The 22,701-nt window shown below is 65.9% G+C and carries 22 protein-coding genes and 1 pseudogene; 12 read left to right on the top strand and 11 right to left on the bottom strand.

Annotation, left to right across the window (positions count from 1 at the left end; all coding sequences use genetic code 11):
* Positions 1-27 precede the first annotated feature (27 nt).
* Entirely contained in the window at positions 28-345 is a 318-nt protein-coding gene (locus HEQ16_09475) for a hypothetical protein (protein MCO4054262.1), read from the bottom strand.
* 592 nt (positions 346-937) lie between these two features.
* Positions 938-1,846, bottom strand: coding sequence for a transglutaminase family protein (locus HEQ16_09480; GenBank protein ID MCO4054263.1), 909 nt, complete (start codon positions 1,844-1,846; stop codon positions 938-940).
* A gap of 282 nt (positions 1,847-2,128) precedes the next feature.
* Here HEQ16_09480 and HEQ16_09485 point away from each other — a divergent pair, with 282 nt between their 5' ends.
* From HEQ16_09485 to HEQ16_09495, 3 genes are all read left to right on the top strand, one after another.
* A complete protein-coding gene (locus HEQ16_09485) occupies positions 2,129-2,557 on the top strand; it encodes a PRC-barrel domain containing protein (protein ID MCO4054264.1) in 429 nt (142 codons plus the stop codon).
* A gap of 54 nt (positions 2,558-2,611) precedes the next feature.
* Positions 2,612-2,899, top strand: a complete 288-nt coding sequence (locus HEQ16_09490; protein ID MCO4054265.1) for a hypothetical protein — start codon at positions 2,612-2,614, stop codon at positions 2,897-2,899.
* A 192-nt stretch (positions 2,900-3,091) separates the two neighbouring features.
* Positions 3,092-3,244, top strand: coding sequence for a hypothetical protein (locus tag HEQ16_09495; protein MCO4054266.1), 153 nt, complete (start codon positions 3,092-3,094; stop codon positions 3,242-3,244).
* 53 nt (positions 3,245-3,297) lie between these two features.
* Here the strand turns inward: HEQ16_09495 and HEQ16_09500 are convergent, their stop codons facing one another.
* Together HEQ16_09500 and HEQ16_09505 are read right to left on the bottom strand one after the other, a co-directional pair.
* A complete protein-coding gene (locus tag HEQ16_09500; GenBank protein ID MCO4054267.1) occupies positions 3,298-3,702 on the bottom strand; it encodes a phage holin family protein in 405 nt (134 codons plus the stop codon).
* A 4-nt stretch (positions 3,703-3,706) separates the two neighbouring features.
* Positions 3,707-4,048, bottom strand: coding sequence for a hypothetical protein (locus HEQ16_09505; protein MCO4054268.1), 342 nt, complete (start codon positions 4,046-4,048; stop codon positions 3,707-3,709).
* Positions 4,049-4,187: 139 nt separating this feature from the next.
* On the opposite strand from HEQ16_09505, the gene HEQ16_09510 reads away from it, so the two are divergent.
* The 4 genes and pseudogenes from HEQ16_09510 to HEQ16_09525 all read left to right on the top strand — a co-directional run bounded on the left by HEQ16_09510 (position 4,188) and on the right by HEQ16_09525 (position 6,504).
* Positions 4,188-4,682, top strand: coding sequence for a hypothetical protein (locus HEQ16_09510; GenBank protein ID MCO4054269.1), 495 nt, complete (start codon positions 4,188-4,190; stop codon positions 4,680-4,682).
* Between the two features lie 160 nt (positions 4,683-4,842).
* The gene (locus HEQ16_09515; protein MCO4054270.1) at positions 4,843-5,034 is read left to right on the top strand and encodes a CsbD family protein; all 192 of its coding nucleotides are present in this window, start codon (positions 4,843-4,845) and stop codon (positions 5,032-5,034) included.
* Positions 5,035-5,220: 186 nt separating this feature from the next.
* Positions 5,221-5,412, top strand: a pseudogene (locus HEQ16_09520) (alcohol dehydrogenase catalytic domain-containing protein).
* A 120-nt stretch (positions 5,413-5,532) separates the two neighbouring features.
* The gene (locus HEQ16_09525; protein MCO4054271.1) at positions 5,533-6,504 is read left to right on the top strand and encodes a quinone oxidoreductase; all 972 of its coding nucleotides are present in this window, start codon (positions 5,533-5,535) and stop codon (positions 6,502-6,504) included.
* Between the two features lie 717 nt (positions 6,505-7,221).
* Here HEQ16_09525 and HEQ16_09530 read toward each other — a convergent pair.
* A complete protein-coding gene (locus HEQ16_09530; GenBank protein MCO4054272.1) occupies positions 7,222-7,566 on the bottom strand; it encodes a hypothetical protein in 345 nt (114 codons plus the stop codon).
* Positions 7,567-7,767: 201 nt separating this feature from the next.
* Here HEQ16_09530 and HEQ16_09535 point away from each other — a divergent pair, with 201 nt between their 5' ends.
* On the top strand, positions 7,768-11,631 hold the full coding sequence (locus HEQ16_09535; GenBank protein MCO4054273.1) for a PAS domain S-box protein: 3,864 nt from the start codon (positions 7,768-7,770) through the stop codon (positions 11,629-11,631).
* 300 nt (positions 11,632-11,931) lie between these two features.
* Here the strand turns inward: HEQ16_09535 and HEQ16_09540 are convergent, their stop codons facing one another.
* Positions 11,932-12,201, bottom strand: coding sequence for a hypothetical protein (locus HEQ16_09540; GenBank protein MCO4054274.1), 270 nt, complete (start codon positions 12,199-12,201; stop codon positions 11,932-11,934).
* A 239-nt stretch (positions 12,202-12,440) separates the two neighbouring features.
* Here HEQ16_09540 and HEQ16_09545 point away from each other — a divergent pair, with 239 nt between their 5' ends.
* Both HEQ16_09545 and HEQ16_09550 read left to right on the top strand, forming a co-directional pair.
* Positions 12,441-13,529, top strand: coding sequence for a hypothetical protein (locus HEQ16_09545; GenBank protein ID MCO4054275.1), 1,089 nt, complete (start codon positions 12,441-12,443; stop codon positions 13,527-13,529).
* Positions 13,526-15,520, top strand: a complete 1,995-nt coding sequence (locus HEQ16_09550) for a molybdopterin biosynthesis protein (protein ID MCO4054276.1) — start codon at positions 13,526-13,528, stop codon at positions 15,518-15,520. The genes HEQ16_09545 and HEQ16_09550 overlap by 4 nt, the downstream gene beginning before the upstream one ends.
* Here the strand turns inward: HEQ16_09550 and HEQ16_09555 are convergent.
* From HEQ16_09555 to phnD, 5 genes are all read right to left on the bottom strand, one after another.
* Entirely contained in the window at positions 15,454-15,777 is a 324-nt protein-coding gene (locus HEQ16_09555; GenBank protein ID MCO4054277.1) for an antibiotic biosynthesis monooxygenase, read from the bottom strand. The two genes, HEQ16_09550 and HEQ16_09555, sit on opposite strands and share 67 nt — an antisense overlap.
* Before the next feature lie 77 nt (positions 15,778-15,854).
* A complete protein-coding gene (phnE, locus tag HEQ16_09560; protein ID MCO4054278.1) occupies positions 15,855-16,661 on the bottom strand; it encodes a phosphonate ABC transporter, permease protein PhnE in 807 nt (268 codons plus the stop codon).
* Positions 16,658-17,458 carry a phosphonate ABC transporter, permease protein PhnE gene (phnE, locus tag HEQ16_09565; protein ID MCO4054279.1) on the bottom strand — a complete coding sequence of 267 codons (801 nt, stop codon included), beginning with the start codon at positions 17,456-17,458 and terminating at the stop codon, positions 16,658-16,660. The genes phnE (HEQ16_09560) and phnE (HEQ16_09565) overlap by 4 nt, the downstream gene beginning before the upstream one ends.
* Positions 17,455-18,285: a phosphonate ABC transporter ATP-binding protein gene (phnC, locus tag HEQ16_09570; protein MCO4054280.1), complete on the bottom strand. Its 831-nt coding sequence runs from the start codon at positions 18,283-18,285 to the stop codon at positions 17,455-17,457. Before phnC ends, phnE (HEQ16_09565) begins: the two co-directional genes overlap by 4 nt.
* Positions 18,285-19,337, bottom strand: coding sequence for a phosphate/phosphite/phosphonate ABC transporter substrate-binding protein (gene phnD, locus HEQ16_09575; protein MCO4054281.1), 1,053 nt, complete (start codon positions 19,335-19,337; stop codon positions 18,285-18,287). Before phnD ends, phnC begins: the two co-directional genes overlap by 1 nt.
* 170 nt (positions 19,338-19,507) lie before the next feature.
* Between phnD and HEQ16_09580 the strand changes: the two genes are divergently transcribed.
* Positions 19,508-20,848, top strand: a complete 1,341-nt coding sequence (locus HEQ16_09580; protein ID MCO4054282.1) for an extracellular solute-binding protein — start codon at positions 19,508-19,510, stop codon at positions 20,846-20,848.
* 145 nt (positions 20,849-20,993) lie between these two features.
* The gene (locus tag HEQ16_09585) at positions 20,994-22,691 is read left to right on the top strand and encodes an iron ABC transporter permease (GenBank protein MCO4054283.1); all 1,698 of its coding nucleotides are present in this window, start codon (positions 20,994-20,996) and stop codon (positions 22,689-22,691) included.
* Positions 22,692-22,701 lie beyond the last annotated feature (10 nt).

Here is a 22,701-nt window from a genome sequence, read left to right on the forward strand (position 1 = left end):
GCCGCGAAGGGTTCCGCGCCTCAGCCCTCAGCGCATGGCCGCGTGCAGCGCGGACGCGGCCAACCGGGCGGGCTGGGCAAGGGTGACCCCGGCCATCTGGACGCCATGCGCGGTCTGGATATCGAAGGCGCCCGCGATGCTGCGGCTGTCGAAACTGGCCGGCAGGTCCGTGCCGCTTGAGCCGCGAATGGAACCGAGGCCAGTCGGGTCGATGTTCTGCGCCTTCACCGGGGCGGTGCGCGCCATGCGTTCGGCCGCGACAGGCGCCATCACGGCCAAGGCGGCGCAGGCGCTGAAGGCGATGAGCCGCGTGAGGGGCGCTGAAATCTCGAGATGGGCATTCATCGGAGTTGTCTCCTGCTGATGTGCTGCCCTCACAACCCGGCCCCTGTCGCTTCGGTTCCGACACAAATCCGCACCGGCGCGTTTTGTCCTCGCCTTCCCCGCACTGGCGCCACAATCGATCTCGTTTTTCGCTGGCTCTTCCGATTGTTTCCGTTCGCCGCAGCCTTTTTGCGAGGCGCTGGGGCTGGCGTCCTGGACTGTTCGATGACGCAATCGCCCTGTCGCAGGCGATCCCAGCGGCCCCAGAGGCGTCCCTTGCCTGCAATGCCCGCTCAGGCGCAGGCCTGCCTTCAGGCCCAGGAATCCGGAAGGCCCAGGAATCCGGAAGGTCCGAGAATCCGGATGGTCCGAGAATCCGGACGGTCCGAGAATCCGGATGGAGTCGCGTTCATCCAGAGCATGAAGACGGAGCGCCGCGTTATGCCGGCCGGCCCGGACATTGTGCATCACCGGCGGGCAGAGGCAGGCAGAGGCGGAGCTTTTCATGCTGTTCTCAGGCTGGGTCTTTCGCTGGTGCGCACCATCCAAGCCAGGTCCGGACGGGCATCGAGCGCTGCCCTGACCATCGCGGATTCCAAGACGGGAGCGCCCATCAGGCTGCCTCGCCTCCGGCCCGCAGGCTTTCCGCCAGAACCCAATGGTCGCGCCGGTGCAGCGAGGTTGCAGGGTAGCGCTGGCCCTGGACTTCGCGCGTCACGATGTCGAAGCGATCGAGGCTGTGCGCGCCGAACGAGTTGAGGATAGGCACATCGGTAGCGTCGCGGCCCCGCGCGATCAGGATGCGCCCGATGCGCGGAGCATTGTGCCGGGCATCGAAGGTCCACCACTCGCCGCCGAGGAAGGCCTCGAACCAGCCGCTGAAGTCCCCCGGCGCCGGGTCAGGCGGCACGCCGATGTCCCCGAGATAGCCGGTGCAATAGCGCGCCGGGATGTTGAGGCAGCGGCACAGGGTGAGGGCGAGGTGGGCAAAGTCGCGGCATACGCCGACGCGCTCCTCATAAGCTTCTGCGGCGCTGCGGGTCGGCCGCGCGCTGCCATAGTCGAAGCGCAGGTGGCCATGCACATGGTCGCAGATCGCCTGAACCTTGTTCCACCCGCCAGAGATGCCCCCGAACATGGCCCAGGCATGGTTGGAGAGCCTGTCCGTCTCACAATAACGGCTGCCGAGCAGATAAACGAGCGTGTCGTCGGGCAAGGCTTCGGGCGGGGCGGCCTCGGCCTCCGGCCTGACCGGATCGGGGAACCCGGAATCATGCACGATGCCCGCGGCCGCGAGCCTGATCCCTCCGGCTGGCGCGATGAAGCGGCGGCACAGATTGCCGAACTTGTCCTCGTAAAGGCTGACATCCCCGATGCGTGCGCCGTCGGCCAGCGACACCACGGTCATTTCGTCCGGCTCGGTGATGTCGTGCCGCCGGGAGGGATGGATGTCGAGCATCGTGATAAGCGGCGTCGGGCGCTCGCAGGAGATGTCGATCGTGTAGCCATAGCGAATGTGCATGTCGGGACCTGCCTGAGGCTCAATCCCCGACCCGAAGGCCGTGGGAGAGGCGAGCGTTGTGCGCTGCAGCGCGTACGAACGAACCGGGAGATATCCGCAAGGTTCCGCCGCGGCTGGGCTTTTTTCGATCTTCCGCTGACGGAACAGAGGCTTTGGCGAGATGTTGTTGAGTCGATCATCGGGGTTCTGCGCCAGAGGGTCAGCCATGATGCTGATCGGCGTGGGACAAACGGTGAGGTGGGCATCTGCGTCCGCCTTGTTGACGGGAAAGAGGACCGAAGCATGTCGCGCATCGACAACAACGCCGCCTTGTCGCTTGCGCTGGGCGCCGCTCTGGTTCTCGGCCTTCCTGCGTCTGCCATGGCGCAGGCTGCACCCTCAGCGCCATCCCGCCAGGACGTGTTCTACAGGCCGGCGACAGAGCAGAAGACGTGGCGCACCTCCGACATGATCGGGGAGGGCGTCTTTAATCGGGCCGGCGAACGCATCGGCGAGGTTGATGATCTCATCATCGACCAGAGCGGGCGGATTGCGGCGACCGTGATCGGGGTCGGGGGCTTCCTGGGGCTGGGCGAGCGCCTCGTAGCCGTGAGTTTCACGGCTGTGGATCTGACGCGCGAACCCAACGGCAACCCGCGGCTGGTGGTCGATCTGACCAAGGACATGCTGTCAGCCGCTCCCCCATATCGCCCCGACATCAAACGCAACTGAAACCGGCAACCTGGCGCCCTTCAACCGGCGCGACTGACACAACGGGAGGATGAAATGAAGAAGCTGATGGCTTGCATGATTCTGGCGGGTTCGCTCGCTGCCTGCAACAGCCCGGGCGAGCGCGCCGTGGGCGGCGGCCTGATCGGAGCCGGCTCCGGCGCCTTGATCGGCGGACTGGCCACCGGCAATTCGAGCGGCGCGCTGGCTGGGGCTGCGATCGGCGGCGCGGGTGGCGCCATCATCGGAGCTGCGACCGCCCCACAGTACCGCCGGGGCTACTATCGCGAGCGCTATTGCCGCAGCTATGACGATTTCGGCAATCCGATCCGCGTGCCCTGCTGAGGGCGGCGATCCTCTTCTGAAACATGGCTTGCCTTCCTTGGCTCTCGCGAGCAACGGAAGGCAGGGCTGTTTCAGGAAGACGCAAAAGCATGCCTGTCCGCCAGCCGGGGCGCAGGCTCGACGATGACGCGCCCGTGAGGCGCCGCCCGATCCACGATCGCCCCCCCTTCCTCCAGCCACACGAGTCTGGAGATGAGCCGCGAGCCGAGACTTCCCGCCCTGGCCGATGTCGAAATCGGGCGCGAAGCCGTGCCCGTCATCATCCGAGACGCCCTGATGCAGGTGCTCATGCACGAACCGACCGCAGGTCCAATGCGCTTGTCGCATGGCGGGCCGAAGGCATGAAAAACCCCGGCGCCATGGCGCCGGGGCTTGTCATTCATCATGAGGCTGAACGCTCATTCACGGCCGAGTTGCCGGCCCAGCAGCGCTCCGATCGCCACGACCCCCGCGACCGCGATGGTGGAGAGGCTGATGCGCCGACCCACCATCCGCGCCATGAAGGGCGCCGCCATCATCGCACCGACCGTCAGCTTCGAGGTCGGCGGCTGACGGCGTTCGCGCACTGACTGCCCCACAAGCATCAGGATCCCGGCGACCATGAGCAGGACCGCTGCAAGGACAAGGCTGCTCCCGACCACGCCGATGCGGAAGGTGAGCCAGTAATGGAGCGCCTGCAAAGCATAGACAATTCCGATCAGCGCGAGGATTGCGGCGATGGCGAAATAGACCAGCGCGTTCAGGTTGCGTTTGACCGTCCCGATAATGTCGGTGGCAGCCAGCAGGGACAGCTCCTTCCACATGGCCTCACCGTGTGGTCATGAGGCCGACGAAAACCCCAACTGCGGCGGCGATGCCGAGGGCGCGCATGGGATGGGCGCGCATCTCGTCGGCGAGGATGCGCTGCAGTTCCGAGGCTTGATCCTTTGCTGCGCTGACCATCACGTCGGTGTCGACCCCGACGGTCTTGAGCTTGGTCGACATGGTATCCACCATCTCCGAGGCTGAACGGGCCATGGACTCTGCGGTGCGGGACGCCTCGCGCTGGACATGGTCCACCGTGGCGTTGGTGCGCTCCATGGCGTCGTCCTTCATGTGTTCCGCCTTCGCGCCGGCAGTGGGCCGGCTCTTGATGAATTGGTCGCTCATGGCGCTCTCCATTGGTCGTGTCGGTGAAACGGCAGGGCCAGCCGCTCTTCGGCCAGCCGCGTGCCGGATCAACGTGGCGTGTCCGGATTGGTTCCGCCGGGTCCTGTTGAGCTTGCGCTTGAAACGGCGCCGTCAGTCCATGGCCACGGCCGTCGTGACTGCGCCTGGCGCAAGCCCGATCGGCTGGCGCTGCGCCTCCTCGCTTGCGATCCGCTCAGCCTCCGGCGCTGCGGGCCGGATGCCGGGCAGCTTGTCGTTCCGGATGGCGAAGGGGCCGCGAAGATGCCGACTCGTGGCGGCTGGCTGGCTGGCCTCCACCGCAGCCGGGGCGGCGGCAGGCGCCGTCGCAGGCGCCGCCACCGGGGGGCTGATCGGCGCCCTGACCGACAGCGGCATCGAGGAGCGCGACGCTCACACCTATGCCGAGGCGGTGCGCCGCGGCTCGATCCTGATTTCGGTGCGCACGCCCGAAATGAACGAAAGCCGCGTGCAGGCGATCATGGATCGGCACAACCCGTCCGACCTAGAGACCCGCCGCGCCGGCTGGGCGCAGGAAGGTTGGACCAGCTATGATCCTTCGGCGCGCCCCTATGACCGCACTGAGGTCGTCGCCGAGCAAGACCGCTATCGTTGACCAGCCAGCGACGGTTTTTCGGCTGGAGCCTCCGCCTCAGGGCGGGGGCTTTCTTCGTCGGGAGGCACGGCGCGCAGGAGCCTGACCGGAACGAAAGCTGCCGCTCGACGTTGTCAGGGGGAACGGCAATTGCGCCGCGTGACAGCCACAGGAGACAGCCATGGGCAGCACGAACGACAAGATCAAGGGCATGGCCAACGAGGCCGCAGGCAACGTCAAGCAGGCGGTCGGCAAGGCGCTCCACAAGCCGAAGCTCGAAGCCGAGGGCTTCGCGCAGGAACGCAAGGGCGAAGCCCAGCAGGCCGTCGGCAAGGGCAAGGATGCCGTCAAGAAGTTCGTCGACAACGTCTGACCTCGTTGTTGCGATCAAGACATTCAGGCGGGTGGCGCAGGCCATCCGCCTTTGCATGTTGGCTGAACCACATGACAAAGCCCCTCCGGCGCTTGCGGAGGGGCCTCTGTTTCTGGCCGGCGCGACGAGGAGCCTGAGCCGAGGGGCGACGCCAGTTGTCTGTTCTGACACGTCAATCTCCCGTGATTGCCGGATGAACCGCAGTATCCGGGCTTTGTTTCCCCGCAGTGCCTGACGGTCGGCGCCACGGTTGCGGTCAACCCCAGCCATCCGTGCGGAACCTGCGCCCATTGCCGCGGTGGCGAGCACCAGCATTGCGCAGAGATGCGCTTCTTTGGCAGCGCGATGCGCGTGCCCCATGTACAGGGCGGCTTTCGCCGGGCTTGTGCGCCGGGCTCCGATGCGGGACAAGGCGGGGGGAGGGGTGGCCCCGATCAGACTGAGCCGGAAGCGGCGCAGGGAGCGGACCGGCCCCCGGCATGCGCAAAGGACAGGAACATGGTCAAGGCAATACGCATCCATCAGCCGGGCGGGCCCGAGGCGATGGTATATGAGGATGTCGAGGTCGGGCAGCCCGGCAAGGGCCAGCTCCTGATCCGCCACACGGCGATCGGCGTCAACTTCATCGACGTTTATCACCGTTCGGGGGCCTACCCGCTGCAGATGCCTCATGCGCTGGGCATGGAAGGCGCGGGCGTGGTTGAGGTGGTTGGACCCGGAACCACAGGCTTCCGCATCGGAGATCGCATCGCCTATTCCGCTCCGCCGCCCGGCTCCTACAGCGAAAAGCGCCTTGTCGACGCCGCCAAGATGGTCAGGCTGCCAGATGGCATCCCCGACAAGATCGGTGCTGCGATCATGCTTCAGGGCATGACGGCGCGCTATCTGCTCAAGCAGACCCACAAGGTGAAGAAGGGCGACTGGATTCTTGTCCATGCCGCTGCCGGCGGCATGGGCCTGCTGCTCTGCCAGTGGGCGAAGCATCTGGGCTGCCATGTCATCGGCACCACCTCTTCGGATGAGAAGGCGGCGCTTGCGCGCAAGAATGGCTGCGAATATCCGATCATCTACACGAAGGAGGACTTCGTCGCCCGGGTGAAGGAGATCACCGGCGGCAAGGGCGTCTCGGTCGTCTATGACGGCGTTGGCAAGGACACCTTCCTCAAGTCGCTCGAGTGCCTCGCCATCCGCGGGCATCTTGTATCCTATGGCGCTGCTTCGGGCCCGCCTGATCCGATTGCGCCTTCAATTCTCTCCACCAAGTCCATGTCGCTGACGCGGCCCACGCTGTTCCAGTACACTGCCACCCGCCCCGAACTGCTGGCCAATGCACGCGACGTCTTCAAGGTCGTGCTGTCAGGGGCCGTCAAGATCCAGAAGCCGGCGGAGTACAAGCTCAAGGATGTGGCCCAGGCGCATATCGACCTGACCAGCCGCAAGACCACAGGCTCGATCATCCTGATCCCATAAGGCCCTCATGGCGGCGTGCGGTGACGCGAGGACCGCACATCGTCCATGTGCAGCGCACAATTTCCGTGCAACCCAGAAACGGAATGGATTGAAGCCATGCAGGACGGTTATGCCCGCACCATGGCTGGGCTGGTTGCGCGCGCCGTCCTCGCTCCCTTGACGTAGCGGTCACCCGGCTTTGTGGCTCATATGGGAACTGAGCCATGTGGCTCCTTCGCCGGAGCGGAACGCGACGGCGGCAACGGAGTGATCCGCATGGGACTCTTGAACATCGTTCGCCGCATGTCGTTGCGGGGAAAAAGCTGTCGATCCGGGAGATCGCGCGGCGTGCCGGCCTGTCTCGGAACACCGGCACAGGGCATTTGAATCCCGGAACCATCGAGCCGAAGTTCGGTTTGCCGATAAGATTGTCGTTTCAGAATCAGGCTGCGCGCAAGAGGTGGACAGCTCCAAAGCCTCCTGGTGAGCCTGCGCCTGCCTTTGTGCATGGAGCCGCTCAAACGCTTCCCCGCGCTGTCCGCCAAGCTGCTGCAGAATCGCTGTGCGGCGGAGGTCGATCTGCGCGGTGGCCAGCCGTCGCTCATCAGGCAAAGTCCTTGGCGGCAGCCAATGTTGCCCGTTTGCTGCCGCACAGGGGCGATCGGGCCCGCCGCAAAGGCGGGAGACTTGCGCTTGAAAGATTGGCGTCTGGACGATTGGCGTTTGACTGGCGGGTGCTCAGGTCTTCTGGTCGAGATGCGGGCGGACAAGGCCGAGCAAGGTCGCCTCGTGATAGGGCTTCGACAGGAAGGCCGCCGCCTGGAATCGCTCCGGCAGATCCTGCGGCCGTGATCCGGACAGGAAGGCGAAGGGAATCGCGGCGGCGACAAGCCTGTCGGCGAAGGGGAACGCCTTGCCATCGCCAAGGTCGATGTCCAGGAAGGCGAAATTGGCCGATATCTCTGAAAGGGCCATCGCTTGCTTCAGCGAATACAGGCTCCGGACCTCAAGCCCGAGTTCCTCATTCAGCAGATCGGCGAGATCGTCAGCCAGAAGCGGATCGTCTTCGAGCACCAGTATCATGCTGGGGGGATATCTCCACGCGCCGGATAGACTATCGATAGCACGGGGTTCATTAAACATCAAAACGACGTTCAGGCCAACTGGTTCCATGCATTTTGTGCTTTTGGAAATTTCGTGTGGAGGCGAATAACGCGCTTGAGCCGCATGTTTTTTGGTGCCTAAGCTTGGCCATAGAGCGCCTGGCGAAGAGAAAACAGAGCCGTGACGAAACCACAGGGACCGATCGCGACGGACGACAGCCTGGCTGGGCTGGAGATGTCGAAGGCGCGCGCTGAGCAAGGCGCAGGCCTGTTCGGTCCAAGATCCTTTACCTGGCATGTCGGCGTGCTGTCGCTTGGGCTGATTGTGCCCTCTCTCTTGCTGATCGGCCTTCTGCTGAGCCAGTTCGTGCGGTCGGAGCGGCTTCGCATCGAAAGCGACGCGCACGCAAAGGTCCGGATGATGGTGGCTGCGCTGGATCGGGAGGTCGGCAATATCACCACGACGCTCGAAACCCTGGCGGCAGCGCCAAGTCTTCAGGCCAATGACCTTGAAGCCTTCCATGCCCACGCCATGCGGGTCCGTGAACGCCAGAACGTGCACTTCAGCTTGCGTGATGCAGAAGGCGTCACGCTTGTGACGACGCGCCTGCCATTGGGCCAGATCATCACCAGCAACCCCGAAGAGGTGAAGGACGCTGACCGCACAGCAATGCAGGGGCGCAGCGCCACTGTCAGCAATCTGTTCACTGGCCCGGTCACCGGCTCCCACGCCGTCCAGATCATGGCGCCAGTGCTGTCCGACCAGCCGGCGACGCGCGTTGTAGGGGCCAGCTTCGATCCGGGTTTCTTCAGCGCGGCTCTCAACCAGTTCGCGCAGGACGAAGGCTGGAGCTTCACGATCATCGATCGCCGCATGCGGATCGTCGCCGCGCTCGGAGGGCAGAACGCGACAGCCGGAACTTCGGCCAGCGCGGCCTTTGTGCAGAGCGCGTCGGGGCAGAGCGGACTGTTCTATGGCACAGGCCCGATGGGAATTGATGCGGTCGTGGCCTTCGAGACTTCGGGCGCCACCGGCTGGCGGGTGACGGCCGCTCTGCCTTCGCATGCCGTCCGGGAGGCCTTGAACCGGTCCCTTGCCGTGCTGGGCCTCACAATCATGGTCCTGGGCGGTCTCGGCCTCGCCCTCGCATGGACCATTCGTCGTCGGCTCAATCGCGCCATTGCTGCGGTCAGCGCGCTTGCGGCTGCTGTGGGAAAAGGCGGGGATGAGACGCTGCCGCCGATCGCCGTGTCCGATGTCGCGTCGATCGGGCGTGGCCTGATCGAGTCCTCGCGCGAATTGCGCAAGGCCGGCAACAGCCTGCGCCAGTCAGAACTGAGGCTGCGCCGCGTGCTTGATAATCTCTTCGCCTTCGTCTGGCTGCTCGACACGGACGGCACGCTGATCGAGGCCAACAATGCGCCTCTCGCGGTGGCCGGGCTCCAGCGCTCCGATGTCGTGGGCAAGCCCTTCTGGGAATGTTGCTGGTGGGATCTCGGCCCGGAGGTGCAGGCGCGGATCAAGGCAGCCTGCACGGCGGCCTCAGGCGGCGCAACCGAGCGGTTCGAGACCGAGGTCCGCATCGCAGGTGACCGGCGCATCAACATTGATTTCCAGATCGCCCCCTTGAAGAATGAACACGGTGTCATCGTCGGCTTCCAGACTTCAGGCGTAGACATAACCGACCGCTTCCATGTCGAGGCCAAGCTTGCCCAGCGCGAGGCGCTCAGCCGCTTCCTCTGTGAACTGCGCGAGGAGATGGACCGGGAAACCGAGCCGGCAGCGCTATTGCGCACGGCGGCGAAAGCGCTCGGCGCTCACCTCGGCATCGATGTTGTCACAATGCTTGAGATCGACCAGGTTGCAGACCGCGTGACCATCCATGCGGCCCGTTCGGGAGTGGTGCTTCCGCCCCAGATGGCGAGCTTGTCGGATCTTTTCGCTCCTGAAATCCAGAAACTGCTGGTCGATGGCCAGACTGTGGCAATTGAGGATGTCCGCCTGCACGAGATGACGCGTCACCGGGCGGGAGAATTCGAGGCGCAGGGCCTGCGCGCCTTCCTTGCCGTGCCCCTGCGCCGCGGTGAGGCGTGGGTCGGAACGATCATGCTCGGCCATGGCGGGCCGCGGGGATGGAATACTGAAGCGGGCTACATCCGGGTGCTGGCCGAGCGCGTATGGCTTGCCTACGACAATGCGCACCTCGTGCGTGACCTGCTGCAGAGGGAGGAACTCTTGCGGATCGGGGTCGCCGTATCCGGGCTCGGCCTCGCCGAAATCGACTACCGGAGCAACATGATCACGCTTGACCAGCGCGCCGCGCAGATCTTCGGCGTGGAAGCGGGCGTGCCCATGCCCCGCGCCGATGTCCATGCCCGCATGCACCCGGAAGATCGCCCGTTCATCATGGAGCAGATCGATCGCCTGCTCCACGCCGAGGGGCGCGGCTTCTTTGGGTTGGATCACCGTGTGGAGCGGGCAGACGGCTCCGTGCGCTGGGTGGCTGCCCAGAAGCAGGTGATCTACGGCCCGGGCCCTGACGGTGCGCGCGCCGCCATCAGGGGCTTTCTCGCGTTGCATGACGTCACAAGCCGCAAGATGGCGGAACAGGCCCTGCGCGCCAGCGAGGAAAGGCTGCGCGGCTTCGCCATGTCGAACGTCATCGGCATGCTCTATGGCGACATCGAAGGCGGCATCACCTTCGCCAACCAGGAATTGCTGCGCATCATCGGCCGCACCCAGGAGGATATCGATGCCGGCCGGGTGTGCTGGGACAGCATCACGCCGCCCGAATGGCAGTCCGTCGATGCTGTCCACATCGCAGAGGCGGTGGAGCGCGGAGCCTCGACGCCCTACGAGAAGGAATACATGCGTCCGGATGGCACGCGCGTGCCTGTGCTGGTGGGCTTCAGCCTGGCCGAGCCGGACCGCACACAGTCGGTGGCTTTCATCCTCGACATCACCGAGCGCAAGCGCATTGCACGCGTGCTCGAGGAGACGGCCGAGCGGCTGACCTTGTCGCAGGAGGCTGCCGGCATCTCCAGCTGGGAGAGCGTGCCCGGCAGGGAGGAAATGACGGTGTTCTCGCCCTCGATCAGGAAGCTTTACGAGCTGCCCGACAATTGGGTCTACAGCTTCGAGAACTTGCTCGAACGCCTCCACCCGGATGACAGGAACCGTGTGGCGACGCGCCTGAGGGAGATCAGCTTCAACGATCCTGAGCCTTTCGAGTACGAATTCAGGGTCAAGCGGCGCGATGGCGGCTGGCGCTGGCTCTACACGCGCGGCCGCGCCGTCTGCGACAACGATGGGAAAGTGGTGCGCCTTGCCGGCATCAACATGGACATCTCGGTGCGCAAGGAACTGGAGGAAAGGCAGACGCTGCTGATCCACGAACTGCATCACCGCATCAAGAACACGCTCGCCACGATCCAGGCCATTGCCCACTCCTCGATGCGCTCGGCAACGAGCATGGATGATTTCCGCCGCAGCTTCGGGGACCGGCTGCTGTCGCTCGCCCGTTCGCACACGCTGCTCACGGACAATGCCTGGGCCGGCGCGGACCTGCGCGAACTGATCGCGCTCGAGGTGCAGCCCTATGATGACCGCGACCGGATCACGCTGGAAGGGCCCGTGGTTGCGCTGCCGCCCGAACTCGCGGTGCCGCTCGGCATGGGCGTGCATGAACTCGCCACCAATGCCGCGAAGCATGGTGCGCTGTCATCGGCCGCGGGGCGCCTGTCCGTGATCTGGCGCGTGTTGCATTGCGAGGCGGGCTGCAAGCTCGTCATCGAATGGCGCGAGCGCGGCGGCCCGCTTGTCTCGCCAGCCTCGCATGAGGGTTTCGGCTCGCGCCTGCTCGACCGTGTCCTGGGGCCGCAGATCAACGGCGCCATCCGCATCGACTCTGATCCTGAGGGGATCACGGCGGTGATCGAGGCGCCGCTGGCCGAGGCGCGCCTCACCCGGAACGCCGATGTCAGCGTCACGCCCACCTTGCGCGTCTGGACCGGCACCCGGCCACGCGAGTGCGTGCCCGAGTAGCTCGCCGGATCAGGTCGCCTTCGCTCACCCCCTCGGTGATGGCTGAGCGCGGTGGACTTGCCCCGGAACACCCGGAAGCCGGGCACGAACAGGCCTATGCCTCCCGCGAAGGGCGCCCATGCCCAGCGCGAGCACGATCAGCGAGATCCGGGCCCAGCGCGCGGCCTTGATCTGGCGTTCGCCCTCCGCCCTGAGGATGAGCCAGCCTGCGCCAGGGAAGGCGTGGCCCGCTGCGGGTTCTATGCCATCAATCCGGTGGCCGATCCGTTCGTGATCACGGTGTCGGCGACGCTGCGCCGCTCAGTGCAGGCGGAACTCGCCCTTGATGGCGCGCAGCTCGGCCGGGCCGATCAGCGCCTTGTGGCAGACCGTGACGCGATAGAGCAGGCCCTCCAGCCTGGCCTGCCAGAAGTCCAGGAAGCGGTTCAGTTCGGGGAAGGATGGCGCCTTGTCGTAATCCTGCCAGATGTATTGCTGCAGGATGGCCGGATGATCCGGCAGTCGGTAGAGAATGTCGGCCGTGGTCAGCCCATATCCGTCGATCTGGCGCGCGAAGTCCCTTGTCGTCATGTGCGTCTCCCTGCCTGGCAACGAGCTGGGAAAGTGTCCGCAAAGTGTCGGCTGATTTCAAGGTTTGTCTGAAATTTAGGTGTTTTTCCATAGTCTTGGCACTCAGCTTGGTTGCTGCTGACATGGCGGCGGAGCTGGCGATGGCCGGCCCCATTGACCCATGCAGGCCCGCCGCCCTAGATGCGCGCTGACTAGCCCTTGGCCCCGGTTAACGGACGGCGGATGCCGATCACCTCACCATGCCCCACCGGCTCTGGATCGCGGTCCCGGCTTTCCGTGTCGCGGCTGCCCTTTGCATGGGCGTGAGCGCGATGACCTTGCCGCGCATGGCGCTGGACGAGGTGTTGGGCCCTGTCCTCGCGCGCCTGCATCCTGTGCCGCCCGTCGCGCTTGCCCCGGCCAAGGCGATCGGCCTTGTGCTGTGCGAGAACCTCGTTGCCGCTGCGCCCTGGCCTGCCCGGCCCGTGGCCTTGCGTGCGGGGCTCGCCGTGGCCTCCCTCGACCTGGTGGGCGCTTCCCCGCATGCGCCGCTCTTCCTGCCGCAAATGCCGCCGATGCTCAGCGCTGGAGATCCCTTGCCGGCCGGGTGCGACGCCATCCTTGATCCGGGCGCTGCGCAAAACCAGTTCGGCATGGTCGAGATCACCGGGAGCGTTGCGCCAGGCACCCATGTACGGCTTGCCGGCCACGATGCGCCGCAAGGCAGCGTCATCGCGAGGGCAGGCTGTTGCTTCACTGCCGCGCAGTCGCTTGCGGCCATGGTGCTTGGCGTTGCCGCCGTGCCTGTGCGCCGCCCCCGCATCGCGCTGGCCATAACGGACCCGGCGCTGGCCGGCTGGCTGGCGACCGAGCTGGCCCGGCAGGGCTGCCTTGTCGAGCCAGACGCGGCGCGCGCCCACCTCCTGCTGCGCCAGCACGGTGAGGCCGCGCCCCGGCTGGCGCTGAACCCCGGTGAGGCTGGCTGGATTGAATGGTCGGGAGGGCAGGTCGTCATCGACCTTCCCGGCCGTTTCGATGCGGCCTTCGGCTGCTGGCTCGCTTTGGGGATGCCGGCGCTGGCGCGCCTGTCCGGCTGGCCCTTGCGCAGCGTCGCCCTGCCGCTGGCGCTCAAGCTGAGTTCGGCCATTGGCGCGTCGGAAATCGCCCTTCTTGCCATGAGAGATGGGAAGTTCCACCCGCTCGGCGTCGGCGACCTCACGATGGCGTCAATCGCCTCCGCCGACGCCTGGCTCCTCATCCCGCCGGGCTCGGAAGGGGAGGCGGCTGGCCAGCGCGTGACCGCGACAGCTCTGGACCAGCCTTTCGGTTTCAGCGAGATGGGGGCATGACAAACTCGCAGGCCGCAGTTCAGGAGCAGTTCCTCAGGATTCTGTCGCGCGATGACGCGATTGCCGCCTTCCGCGCTGCGCTGAGGCCCATGCCGCTCGGCGCGGAGGCCGTGGCGCTGGCCCATCTCGCCGGCCGTGTGCTGGCCGCCGATGTCGCCGCAGCTGTGGATGTGCCGCCCTTCGACCGCTCCGTGGTCGATGGCTTCGCGGTTCGGGCCGCTGACCTGATGGCGGCCTCTGCCGGCAACGCGGTGCGCCTTGCGCTGAACCCGGAGGTGATCGCCTGCGGCGTCGCGCCAAAGATTCTTGTTTCGCCCGGCACGGCGACCCCCATCGCGACCGGAGGGCCGATCCCGCGCGGGGCCGATGCTGTGGTGATGATCGAACACACTCAGCCTGATGGCGACGCTGCGGTGACGCTCTCCCGCGCCGTGGCCCCCGGGCAGAACATTTCCCACGCAGGTTCGGACATCGCGCGCGGGCAGACGCTCATCCATCGCGGCGTCGTGCTGGGCGCGCGCGAGATCGGCATGCTGGCGGCGGTCGGCCTGGCCGATACGACCGTCTGGCGTCGGCCGCGCATCGCCGTGCTCTCGACCGGCGATGAGCTTGTGTTGCCGGGCGAGGCTCTGGCGCCGGCGCAGATCTTCGATTCCAACGGGGCCATCGTCGCTGCTGCGATCGAGGAGAATGGCTGCGAGGCCATCCGTCTCGGCGCGGTGCGGGATGATGCGGTCGCGCTGGAGATGGCCATCTGCGGCGCCTTCGAGAGTTGCGATGGCGTCGTTCTGTCGGGGGGCACCTCCAAGGGCGCGGGCGACCTCACGCACCGCATCGTGGCTGGCCTTGGGGCGCCGGGCATTGTGGCGCATGGCGTGGCGCTCAAGCCGGGCAAGCCCCTGTGCCTGGCCGTGTCCGGAGGCAAGCCTGTGGTGGTGCTGCCGGGCTTCCCGACCTCGGCCATGTTCACCTTCCATGACATCGTCGCTCCGGTGCTGCGCATCATGGCGGGCCTGCCCGAGCGGCGCGAGACGGTGGTCGAGGCCCGCGTGCCCGTGCGCATCGCCTCCGAAGCGGGCCGCACCGAATTCGTGATGGTGGCGCTCGCCGACGATGCCGAGGGGCTGGTGGCCCATCCCATCGGCAAGGGCTCCGGCTCGGTCACCGCCTTCTCGCAGGCGGATGGCTTCATCGCCATCGATGCGCAGGCGGAATCCATGCCGGCGGACACGCGCGTGCGCGTGCAGCTCTTCTCGTCGCATGTCCGCGCGCCGGATCTTGTGGTCATGGGGAGCCACTGCGCCGGGCTCGACGCCGTGGTCGGCGCGCTGGCCGATCAGGGCCTGCTGGTGCGCGTGCTGGCGCTGGGCAGCCATGGCGGGCTGGCCGCGCTGCGCCGGGGCGAATGCGATATTGCCCCCATTCATCTGATGGACGCAGCTTCCGGCGCCTACAACCAGCCCTTTTTGTCCGAGGGCATGGCGCTCCTGCCCGGTTGGCGGCGCCTTCAGGGCGTGGTGCACCGGCCAGGCGACGTGCGTTTCAGCGGCCGCACCGTTCCGGACGCCGTGGCCGCGGCGCTGGCAGACCCGGATTGCATCCTGGTCAACCGCAATCAGGGTTCAGGCACGCGAATGCTGATCGATGCCTTGCTGGCTGGCGCGAGGCCCCCCGGCTACTGGAACCAGCCGCGCTCTCACAATGCGGTCGCAGCGGGCGTGGCGCAGGGCCGCGCCGATTGGGGGCTCGCCATCAAGCCGGCGGCGGAGGCGCTGGGCCTCGGCTTCCTGCCGCTGGCCGAGGAGCATTATGATTTCGCGGTGATGGCCGCGCCGCGCCGCCCCGCCGCGCTCGCGGCATTCACCGAGGCTTTGGCGCGATCAGGGATCGCTCTCGCAGCCCTGGGCTTCGTGCCCGCGCAGGGTCAGGCTGGCGCGTTGCTTTCCGCCAGCACGCAGTCGAACCCTTCGAAATCCGGCGGTCCGAGATAGAGCGCGCGGTTCTGCCCCGCATTGCGGTGAGAATCGCGGAACTGCTCCGATCGGGTCCAGTTGAGGAAGGCATCCTTGCTCGCCCAGCTGGAATGAGAGGCGTAGAGGGTGTGGTCGTCCTTCTCTGGCCCACGCAGCAGGTGAAAGGCAAGGAAGCCCGGCATCTCGTCCAGCCGCGTCCGGCGGCTGCTCCAGATCGCCTCGAAATCAGCTTCGCTGCCTTTCACGACCCTGAAGCGGTTCATGGCGATGAACATGGCGTCCCCTCTGGCTGATGTGCAACGCGGCGAAGCTAGCCGCAACCGGCCAGCCGGCTCAAGGCGCGCGATGCCGCTCAGATGATGCGGCTGCGAATGCGGGAGGTGACGATCTCTGTGAGAACCACCACAACGAAGATGGTCGCCAGCACCAGCCCGGCCTGATCCCAGTAGAGGTTGCTGGTGGCGGTATCGAGCGCGACACCGATGCCGCCAGCGCCCACCAGCCCGAGCACGGCGCTCTCGCGCACATTGATGTCCCAGCGAAACAGCGCGACGGACCAGAAGGAAGGCTCCACCTGCGGCCAGTAGCCCTTGAGCAGGATGGCCGGGCGGGTGGCGCCTGCTGCGGTCAGCGCCTCGATGGGACCGGGCTGCGCTTCCTCGATCGCCTCGGCCAGCAGCTTGCCGACGAAGCCGATGGAGCGGAAGGCGATGGCCAGCGTGCCGGCAAGCGCGCCGGGGCCGAACACCGCGACGAACAGCAGCGCCCAGATCAGCGAATTGACCGAGCGCGACGACACCAGGATGAGATGCGCAAGCTGATTGAGCGCGACCGAAGAGGTGATGTTGCGCGCCGCCAGGAGCGCGACTGGCGCCGCCAGAACCAGCGCCATCAGCGTGCCGAGTGTTGCGGTGTGAAGCGTCTCGATCAGGCCCGCAAGCACGGTGGGCCAGAAGGTGAAGTCGAAGGGCCACATGCGGCCGAAAAGGTCGCCGGTCTGCGCCGGCGCATCGAGCAGAAATTCGGGAATGACCTCGATGGTGCGCAGCGACCAGATGATGGCCAGCGCGCAGGCGAGATAGACCGCGTAGCGCGCCAGCTTCTCGGCCAGGGTGAAACGCGCCCATTCCCGCGCAATGGCGCTGCCGGCCGTGCTCACTGGAACACCTTGCGGATGCGGGTCGAGATCAGCTCGAACGCCATGATGATGGCGATGATGACGAGCAGGATCGTGAGCACCACGTCGTAGTCGAAGCGCTGATAGGCGGTGAACAGCGTCGCCCCTATGCCGCCCCCGCCCACGATGCCGACCATCGTCGAGTTCCGCAGGTTGGAATCGAGCTGGTAGATCACGAAGCCCACGAAGCGCGCCATGACCTGCGGCAGCACGCCCATGATGAGCACGCCGAGGAAGCCCGCGCCCGTCGCCCGCACCGCCTCGACCTGCTTCATCGAGATTTCCTCGATCGCCTCGGCGAAGAGCTTGCCCACGAACCCCATCGAGGCCACGACCAGAGCGAGAACGCCTGCCAGAGCACCGAACCCCACAGCCTTCACGAAGAGTATGGCGACAATGACGGGATGGAAGGTGCGCAGCAGGGCGATGAAGGCGCGCGCCGTCCAGGAGAGCCAGGATGGCGCCAGGTTCCGAGCCGCCATCAGTCCCAGCGGCAGGGCCAGCAGCACGCCGAAGGCGGTGGCAAGCACTGCGATCTGCAGGCTTTCCAGCATTCCGTCCTTGATGAGCTCCACCTTCTGGGCCTGCACATTGGGCGGCCACATGCGCTGAAGGAAGATGGCTCCCTGATCAAGCCCGATGAGGAAGCGCGCCCAGGTGATCTGCAGGATGCCGGCGGCATAGACGATGTAGCCCACGAGCAGCAGAAGCAGCGCCCGGCGGGTCCAGTTGGCGGGAAAGGCATCGGCCAGGGTGCGCCGGGCCGGGCTGGCGCTCACCCCTCCAGCCATTTCTCGCCTCCATAGATCTCGATCAGATGCCTGTCCTCAAGCGCGGAGGGCGGGCCATCGAAGACGATGGCGCCCTTCGACATGCCGATGATGCGGTGGGCGAAGCGCTTGGCGAGTTCGACATTGTGGATGTTGACGACAACCGGAATGCCACGCTCCGCCGCAAGCTTCTCCAGGATCTCCATGATCTCGACCGAGGTCTTGGGATCGAGCGAGGAGGTGGGCTCGTCGGCCAGAATGAGATCCGGATTCTGCATAATGGCGCGGCAGATGCCGACACGCTGGCGTTGCCCGCCCGAGAGGGCGTCGGCGCGCCGCGTCGCCATCTCGCCAAGGCCCACGGCGTCGAGCAGCGCGAAGGCCCGCTCCACGTCATCGGAGGGAAAGCGCCTCAGGAAAGCCCGCCACCAGGGCAGGTAACCCAATCGTCCGCAGAGCAGGTTTTCGATCACCGAAAGCCGCTCGACCAGATTGTACTCCTGGAAGACCATGCCGATGGTGCGCCGCGCGGTGCGCAATTCCGCCCCTCTGAGCCTGGCGAGGTCGCGGCCCATGAAGATGATTTCCCCGCCGGTCGGATCGACGAGGCGGTTGATGCAGCGGATCAGGGTCGATTTCCCTGTGCCCGACGGACCGATGATCGCGGTCAGGCCGCGACCCTCGATCGTGACGGTGACATCGCGCAGCACGGGTTGCCCTGCGCGATATTCCTTGCGCAGGTTGCGGATCGCCACCTGCCGGTGACGCGCCGCATCCGGCGCGGAGCCCTTCGGCAACGCCTCGGCGCCGGCCTCGGCGACGGCTGCGGCCGGCATCAGGGACGCGGCGCGGCGGGAGCTGCGGGTGCTGCCGGCGGAGCAGCGCGGCGCGCGGCGGCCTCGGCCTCGCGCCTGGCTTCGGCGTCGTAGGCGGCGCGATTATATGGTGTGTTGGTCCGCTCGGCCACCTCGCGAACAGGGGCCCAGTCCTTCTGGTAGGTGATCGGAAGGAACCTATCGTCGCCGTTGAATTCCTTGACCATTTCGGGCGGGAACTTGAAGTCGTAGAAGCATTGCCGCACCTTGGCGGCCAGCTCTGGCTTGAGGTCATGCGCATGCGCAAAGGATGAGGTCGGGAATATCTGGCTCTTGTAGATCACCCGGAAGTTCTCCGGCTTCACCGTACCGCGATTGCCCATCCGCTCGAACACGTCCGACGCCACGGCGCCCATGTCGTAGTCGCCGGTATTCACGCCAAGCACGGAGCGATCATGCCCGCCCGACATGATCGGCTGGTAATCGGTAACCGGTGTCAGCCCTTCCGCCGGAAACAGGGCGCGCGGGGCGAGATTGCCCGAGTTCGAGGAGGGCGAGGTGTGTGCAACCTTCCGGCCCTTGAGGTCGGCCAGCTTCTGGAAAGGTGAATCGGATTTCACGATGGCGAGCAGGTTGTAGCCGCGCACGCCAGCAGACGAGCCCTTGGCCGCGAACGGCACAGCGCCGGCGATGTTGACCGCAAAGCCCGTTGGGCCTGTCGAGTAGCCGGCCACATGCAGGCGGCCCGAACGCATCGCCTCGATCTGCGCGGAGTTGGACTGGACAGGGAAATAGACCCAGCGCTTGGCGGTGCAGGTGCCGAGAAAGTCCATCAGCGGCTTGAAGATGTTGGCATAGACGGCCGGATCCTCGACGGGCGTATAGGCGAAGATCATGGTGGATGGATCACGCAGCTTGCTCGCATCCGTCGGCAGGTCCGCGACAAGATCGTTGTTCGCGTCGCAGTAAAGCGTGTCGAGCTGCCCGCGATTCGTGCAGCTGTCCTGCGAGAGGGCAGGGGTGCTGGCCGTGGCCACAGCGGCGCAGGCGACGCCCGCAAGGGCGAGGAACATTGTCTTCATGATGGGTCTTCCTCCGGTCGGGCGCCTTTTTTGGATGACGCCTCTATGCCAATTCGAACACGACGGTATATGTAGCCAGCAAAGCAGGCAAGCATCGCCGCGCGCTGTCGCCAGACTGTCGCAAAGCGAGGCTAACGCCTCGGCATCCAGGGAGGATCATCATGTTTCAGCGTCGCGAATTGCTCGCCGCCACCGTCGTGACAGTAGCTCTTGGGCTGTCTGCTCCGTCTTTCGCGCAGGCGCCCACAGGCAAGGTCACTGTCGTCACCTCGTTTTCGAAGGACGTCACCGACCCGTTCAAGAAGGGCTTCGAAGCCGCCTTTCCGGGCGTGACGCTCGAGGTTCAGAACCGCAACACCAATGCCGGCGTCCGCTTCGTGCAGGAGACGCGGGCCAACAACCAGGTCGACCTTTTCTGGGCCTCGGCGCCCGACGCCTTCGAGGTGCTGAAGACGGCAGGCCTGTTGCAGGCCTACAAGCCTGCCGCCACCGGCATCCCCGAGAAGATCGGTCCCTACAACATCACCGATCCGCAGGGCATGTATTTCGGCTTCGCGGCCTCTGGCTATGGCATCATGTGGAACGAGCGCTACCTGCGCGCCAACCGTCTGGCCGAGCCCAAGGAGTGGGCCGATCTCGCGAAGGCCGAATACTATGACCATGTGATGATCACCACGCCCTCCCGCTCGGGTACCACCCACCTTACGGTCGAGACGATCCTGCAAGGAGAGGGCTGGGACAAGGGCTGGGCCACGATGAAGGCCTTCTCCGGCAACATGCGCTCGGTCACGGACCGCTCCTTCGGCGTGCCCGATGCGGTCAATTCCGGCCAGGTCGGCCTCGGCATCGTCATCGACTTCTTCGGCTTTTCGGCCCGCGCGGCTGGCTTCCCCGTGAAGTTCGTCTACCCCACCGTCTCCACGGTCGTGCCGGCCAATGTGGCCATCATCGCCAACGCGCCTAACCAGGCCGGCGCGCGCGCCTTCGTCAATTATCTTTTGTCCGATGCCGGGCAGGAGCTTCTGCTTCAGCCCGCCATCAGCCGCCTGCCGGTCAACCCGGCCATTTATGCCAAAGCGCCTGAAGGCTACCCCAACCCGTTCAGGGGCTCCGTCGGCCTTCCCGGCTTCCAGTTCGATGTCGGCGTCTCGGGCAAGCGCTACAATGTGGTGGACACGCTGTTCGACCAGCTCGTCACCTTCAACCTCGAACCGCTCAAGGCGGTGACCAAGGCCATGCACGATGTCGAGGCGAGGCTGGCCCGTCGCGACAACCCCCAGGCGCGGGCGCTGATCGCCGAGGCGCGCAGGCTGATCGCCGCCATGCCCATCACCGCCGAACAGGCCGTCTCGGACGAGATCCTCGATTCCTTCAAGGGCTCCACCGCGCAGGCCAAGGCCCCGCGCCAGGCCGAGCTCGAGCAGAAGTGGTCGAGCTTCGCCAAGGAGAACTACGCCGCAGCCCTCGCCAAGGTCGGCGAAGCGGCCAGGCTGGCACCCTGATCGCACCGTTGCGCGGGGCCGCGCCACAGCGCGCGGTCCGGCTCCTGTTCCTGCCGGCCGCGGCATCCAGCGCTGAGCCTGGCCGCATCTCCAACTTGGCCGCAAGGCGCGGAGCGTCATGACAGCCCTGCCAGCTTCCACCGACATGCTCATCGCCTCGCCGCGCCGGCAAGCGATTCCGCTCGCGCAATATCTCGTTGCGGGCGCAGTGGCCCTGTTCCTGCTGCTGTTTCTCGTGATCCCAGTCGTGACTGTGGTTGCCGTTGCCTTCATCGACACACGCACGGGCGGCTTCACCCTCGTGAACTTCGCCGATTTCCTGCGCAATGACCTGTTCATGCGCTCGTTCTGGAACTCGCTCTACGTCTCCGCCATGTCGGTGGCCTGGGGCACTGTGTTCGCGCTGCCTCTGGCCTACATCACCTCGCGGTTCCAGTTCCGCGGCGCGATCATGATCCAGACGCTGGGCGTGATCCCGCTGATCATGCCGCCCTTCGCCGGCGCCGTGGCGATGCAGCTCCTGTTCGGCCGCAACGGGTCGATCAACCTCCTGCTGGGAGACTGGCTGGGCATCAACATCCCGTTCATGGAAGGGTTGAACGGCGTCATCCTGCTTCAGGCCATCCACTATTTTCCCTTCATCCTGCTCAATGTCTCGGCCTCGCTGGCCAACATCGACAGGGCCATGGAGGAGAGCGCCCAGAACCTCGGCTCATCTGGCTTCCGGCTCTTCCGCAGGATCGTGTTTCCGCTCGCCATGCCGGGCTATGTCGCGGGCGCGAGCCTGGTCTTCATCAAGGTCTTCGACGACCTCGCCACGCCGCTGCTGCTCAACGTCAAGGACATGCTGGCGCCGCAGGCCTATCTGCGCATCACCTCGATCGGGCTGAGCGACCCGATGGGCTATGTCATCTCGGTCGTGCTGATCACCGTCTCGATGGGCGCGATGTGGATCGCCACTCTGGCCACGCGCGGGCGAGACTACGCCACCGTGCAGCGCGGCGGCGGCGGGCTCGCCAAGCGCCGGATGAAGGCCCGTGACAAGGTCTTCGCCTATGGGGTTGTGCTGCTCATACTGGCGCTCACGCTGGCGCCGCATCTGGGCCTGATCCTGCTATCCTTCGCCACCATCTGGTCCTTCTCGCCGCTTCCCGATGGCTTCACAACCGTGCATTACGGCAAGGTCTTTGCCGAAAGCCCGCAATTCATCTGGAACACGCTGCTGTACGCCACCCTGGCCGGACTGATCTCGGTGGTGATCGGCTCGGCCATCGCCTGGCTGGTGCAGCGGACGAAGATTCCCGGCCGGCAGGCACTTGATTATCTGGCCATGGGCGCGCTGGCGGTGCCCGGCGTGGTCATCGGCATCGGCTATCTGCGCACCTATTACGGCGTCACGCTCCCGTCCGGCCAATCGCTGGCCACCTTCTGGTTCATGATCGTCATCGCGCTTGCGGTGAGGCGCTTGCCCTATGCTCTGCGGGCCTGCACGGCTGGCCTCCAGCAGGTTTCGCCCCAGCTTGAGGAGGCAGCCGAGAACCTCGGCGCCACCAAGGCCCGCACCGTGCGGCGCATCCTTTTGCCGCTCATGGCCGGCGGCATGCTTGCCGGCTTCGTCACGGCTTTCGGCACAGCTTCGGTCGAACTCTCCGCGACCATGATGCTCGTGCAGAACACCTCCGACGCGCCGCTCGCCTACGGGCTCTATGTCTATATGCAGTCCCCCGCCGGGCGCGGCCCGGGCGCTGCGCTGGGCATGATCGCAGTCGTGATCGTGGGCCTTTGCACCTACCTGTCACACTGGCTGCTGGACCGCGAGCGGTCCGGCGGCGTCAAGCACTGAGGCGCGGATC

The organism is Bosea sp. (in: a-proteobacteria) (assembly GCA_023910605.1).
Taxonomy (GTDB): Bacteria; Pseudomonadota; Alphaproteobacteria; order Rhizobiales; family Beijerinckiaceae; genus Allobosea.

Bases quoted from the DNA above. Each gene is read 5' to 3' on its own strand.
- phnD (MCO4054281.1), bottom strand. From the start codon at position 19,337: ATGTTCCTCGCCCTTGCGGGCGTCGCCTGCGCCGCTGTGGCCACGGCC.
- HEQ16_09495 (MCO4054266.1), top strand. From the start codon at position 3,092: ATGAGCCGCGAGCCGAGACTTCCCGCCCTGGCCGATGTCGAAATCGGG.
- HEQ16_09540 (MCO4054274.1), bottom strand. From the start codon at position 12,201: ATGACGACAAGGGACTTCGCGCGCCAGATCGACGGATATGGGCTGACC.
- HEQ16_09555 (MCO4054277.1), bottom strand. From the start codon at position 15,777: ATGTTCATCGCCATGAACCGCTTCAGGGTCGTGAAAGGCAGCGAAGCT.
- HEQ16_09545 (MCO4054275.1), top strand. From the start codon at position 12,441: ATGCCCCACCGGCTCTGGATCGCGGTCCCGGCTTTCCGTGTCGCGGCT.
- phnC (MCO4054280.1), bottom strand. From the start codon at position 18,285: ATGCCGGCCGCAGCCGTCGCCGAGGCCGGCGCCGAGGCGTTGCCGAAG.
- HEQ16_09580 (MCO4054282.1), top strand. From the start codon at position 19,508: ATGTTTCAGCGTCGCGAATTGCTCGCCGCCACCGTCGTGACAGTAGCT.
- HEQ16_09485 (MCO4054264.1), top strand. From the start codon at position 2,129: ATGTCGCGCATCGACAACAACGCCGCCTTGTCGCTTGCGCTGGGCGCC.
- HEQ16_09550 (MCO4054276.1), top strand. From the start codon at position 13,526: ATGACAAACTCGCAGGCCGCAGTTCAGGAGCAGTTCCTCAGGATTCTG.
- HEQ16_09515 (MCO4054270.1), top strand. From the start codon at position 4,843: ATGGGCAGCACGAACGACAAGATCAAGGGCATGGCCAACGAGGCCGCA.
- HEQ16_09510 (MCO4054269.1), top strand. From the start codon at position 4,188: ATGGCCACGGCCGTCGTGACTGCGCCTGGCGCAAGCCCGATCGGCTGG.
- HEQ16_09530 (MCO4054272.1), bottom strand. From the start codon at position 7,566: ATGATACTGGTGCTCGAAGACGATCCGCTTCTGGCTGACGATCTCGCC.
- HEQ16_09475 (MCO4054262.1), bottom strand. From the start codon at position 345: ATGAATGCCCATCTCGAGATTTCAGCGCCCCTCACGCGGCTCATCGCC.
- HEQ16_09480 (MCO4054263.1), bottom strand. From the start codon at position 1,846: ATGCACATTCGCTATGGCTACACGATCGACATCTCCTGCGAGCGCCCG.
- HEQ16_09585 (MCO4054283.1), top strand. From the start codon at position 20,994: ATGCTCATCGCCTCGCCGCGCCGGCAAGCGATTCCGCTCGCGCAATAT.
- HEQ16_09525 (MCO4054271.1), top strand. From the start codon at position 5,533: ATGGTCAAGGCAATACGCATCCATCAGCCGGGCGGGCCCGAGGCGATG.
- HEQ16_09490 (MCO4054265.1), top strand. From the start codon at position 2,612: ATGAAGAAGCTGATGGCTTGCATGATTCTGGCGGGTTCGCTCGCTGCC.
- HEQ16_09505 (MCO4054268.1), bottom strand. From the start codon at position 4,048: ATGAGCGACCAATTCATCAAGAGCCGGCCCACTGCCGGCGCGAAGGCG.
- HEQ16_09500 (MCO4054267.1), bottom strand. From the start codon at position 3,702: ATGTGGAAGGAGCTGTCCCTGCTGGCTGCCACCGACATTATCGGGACG.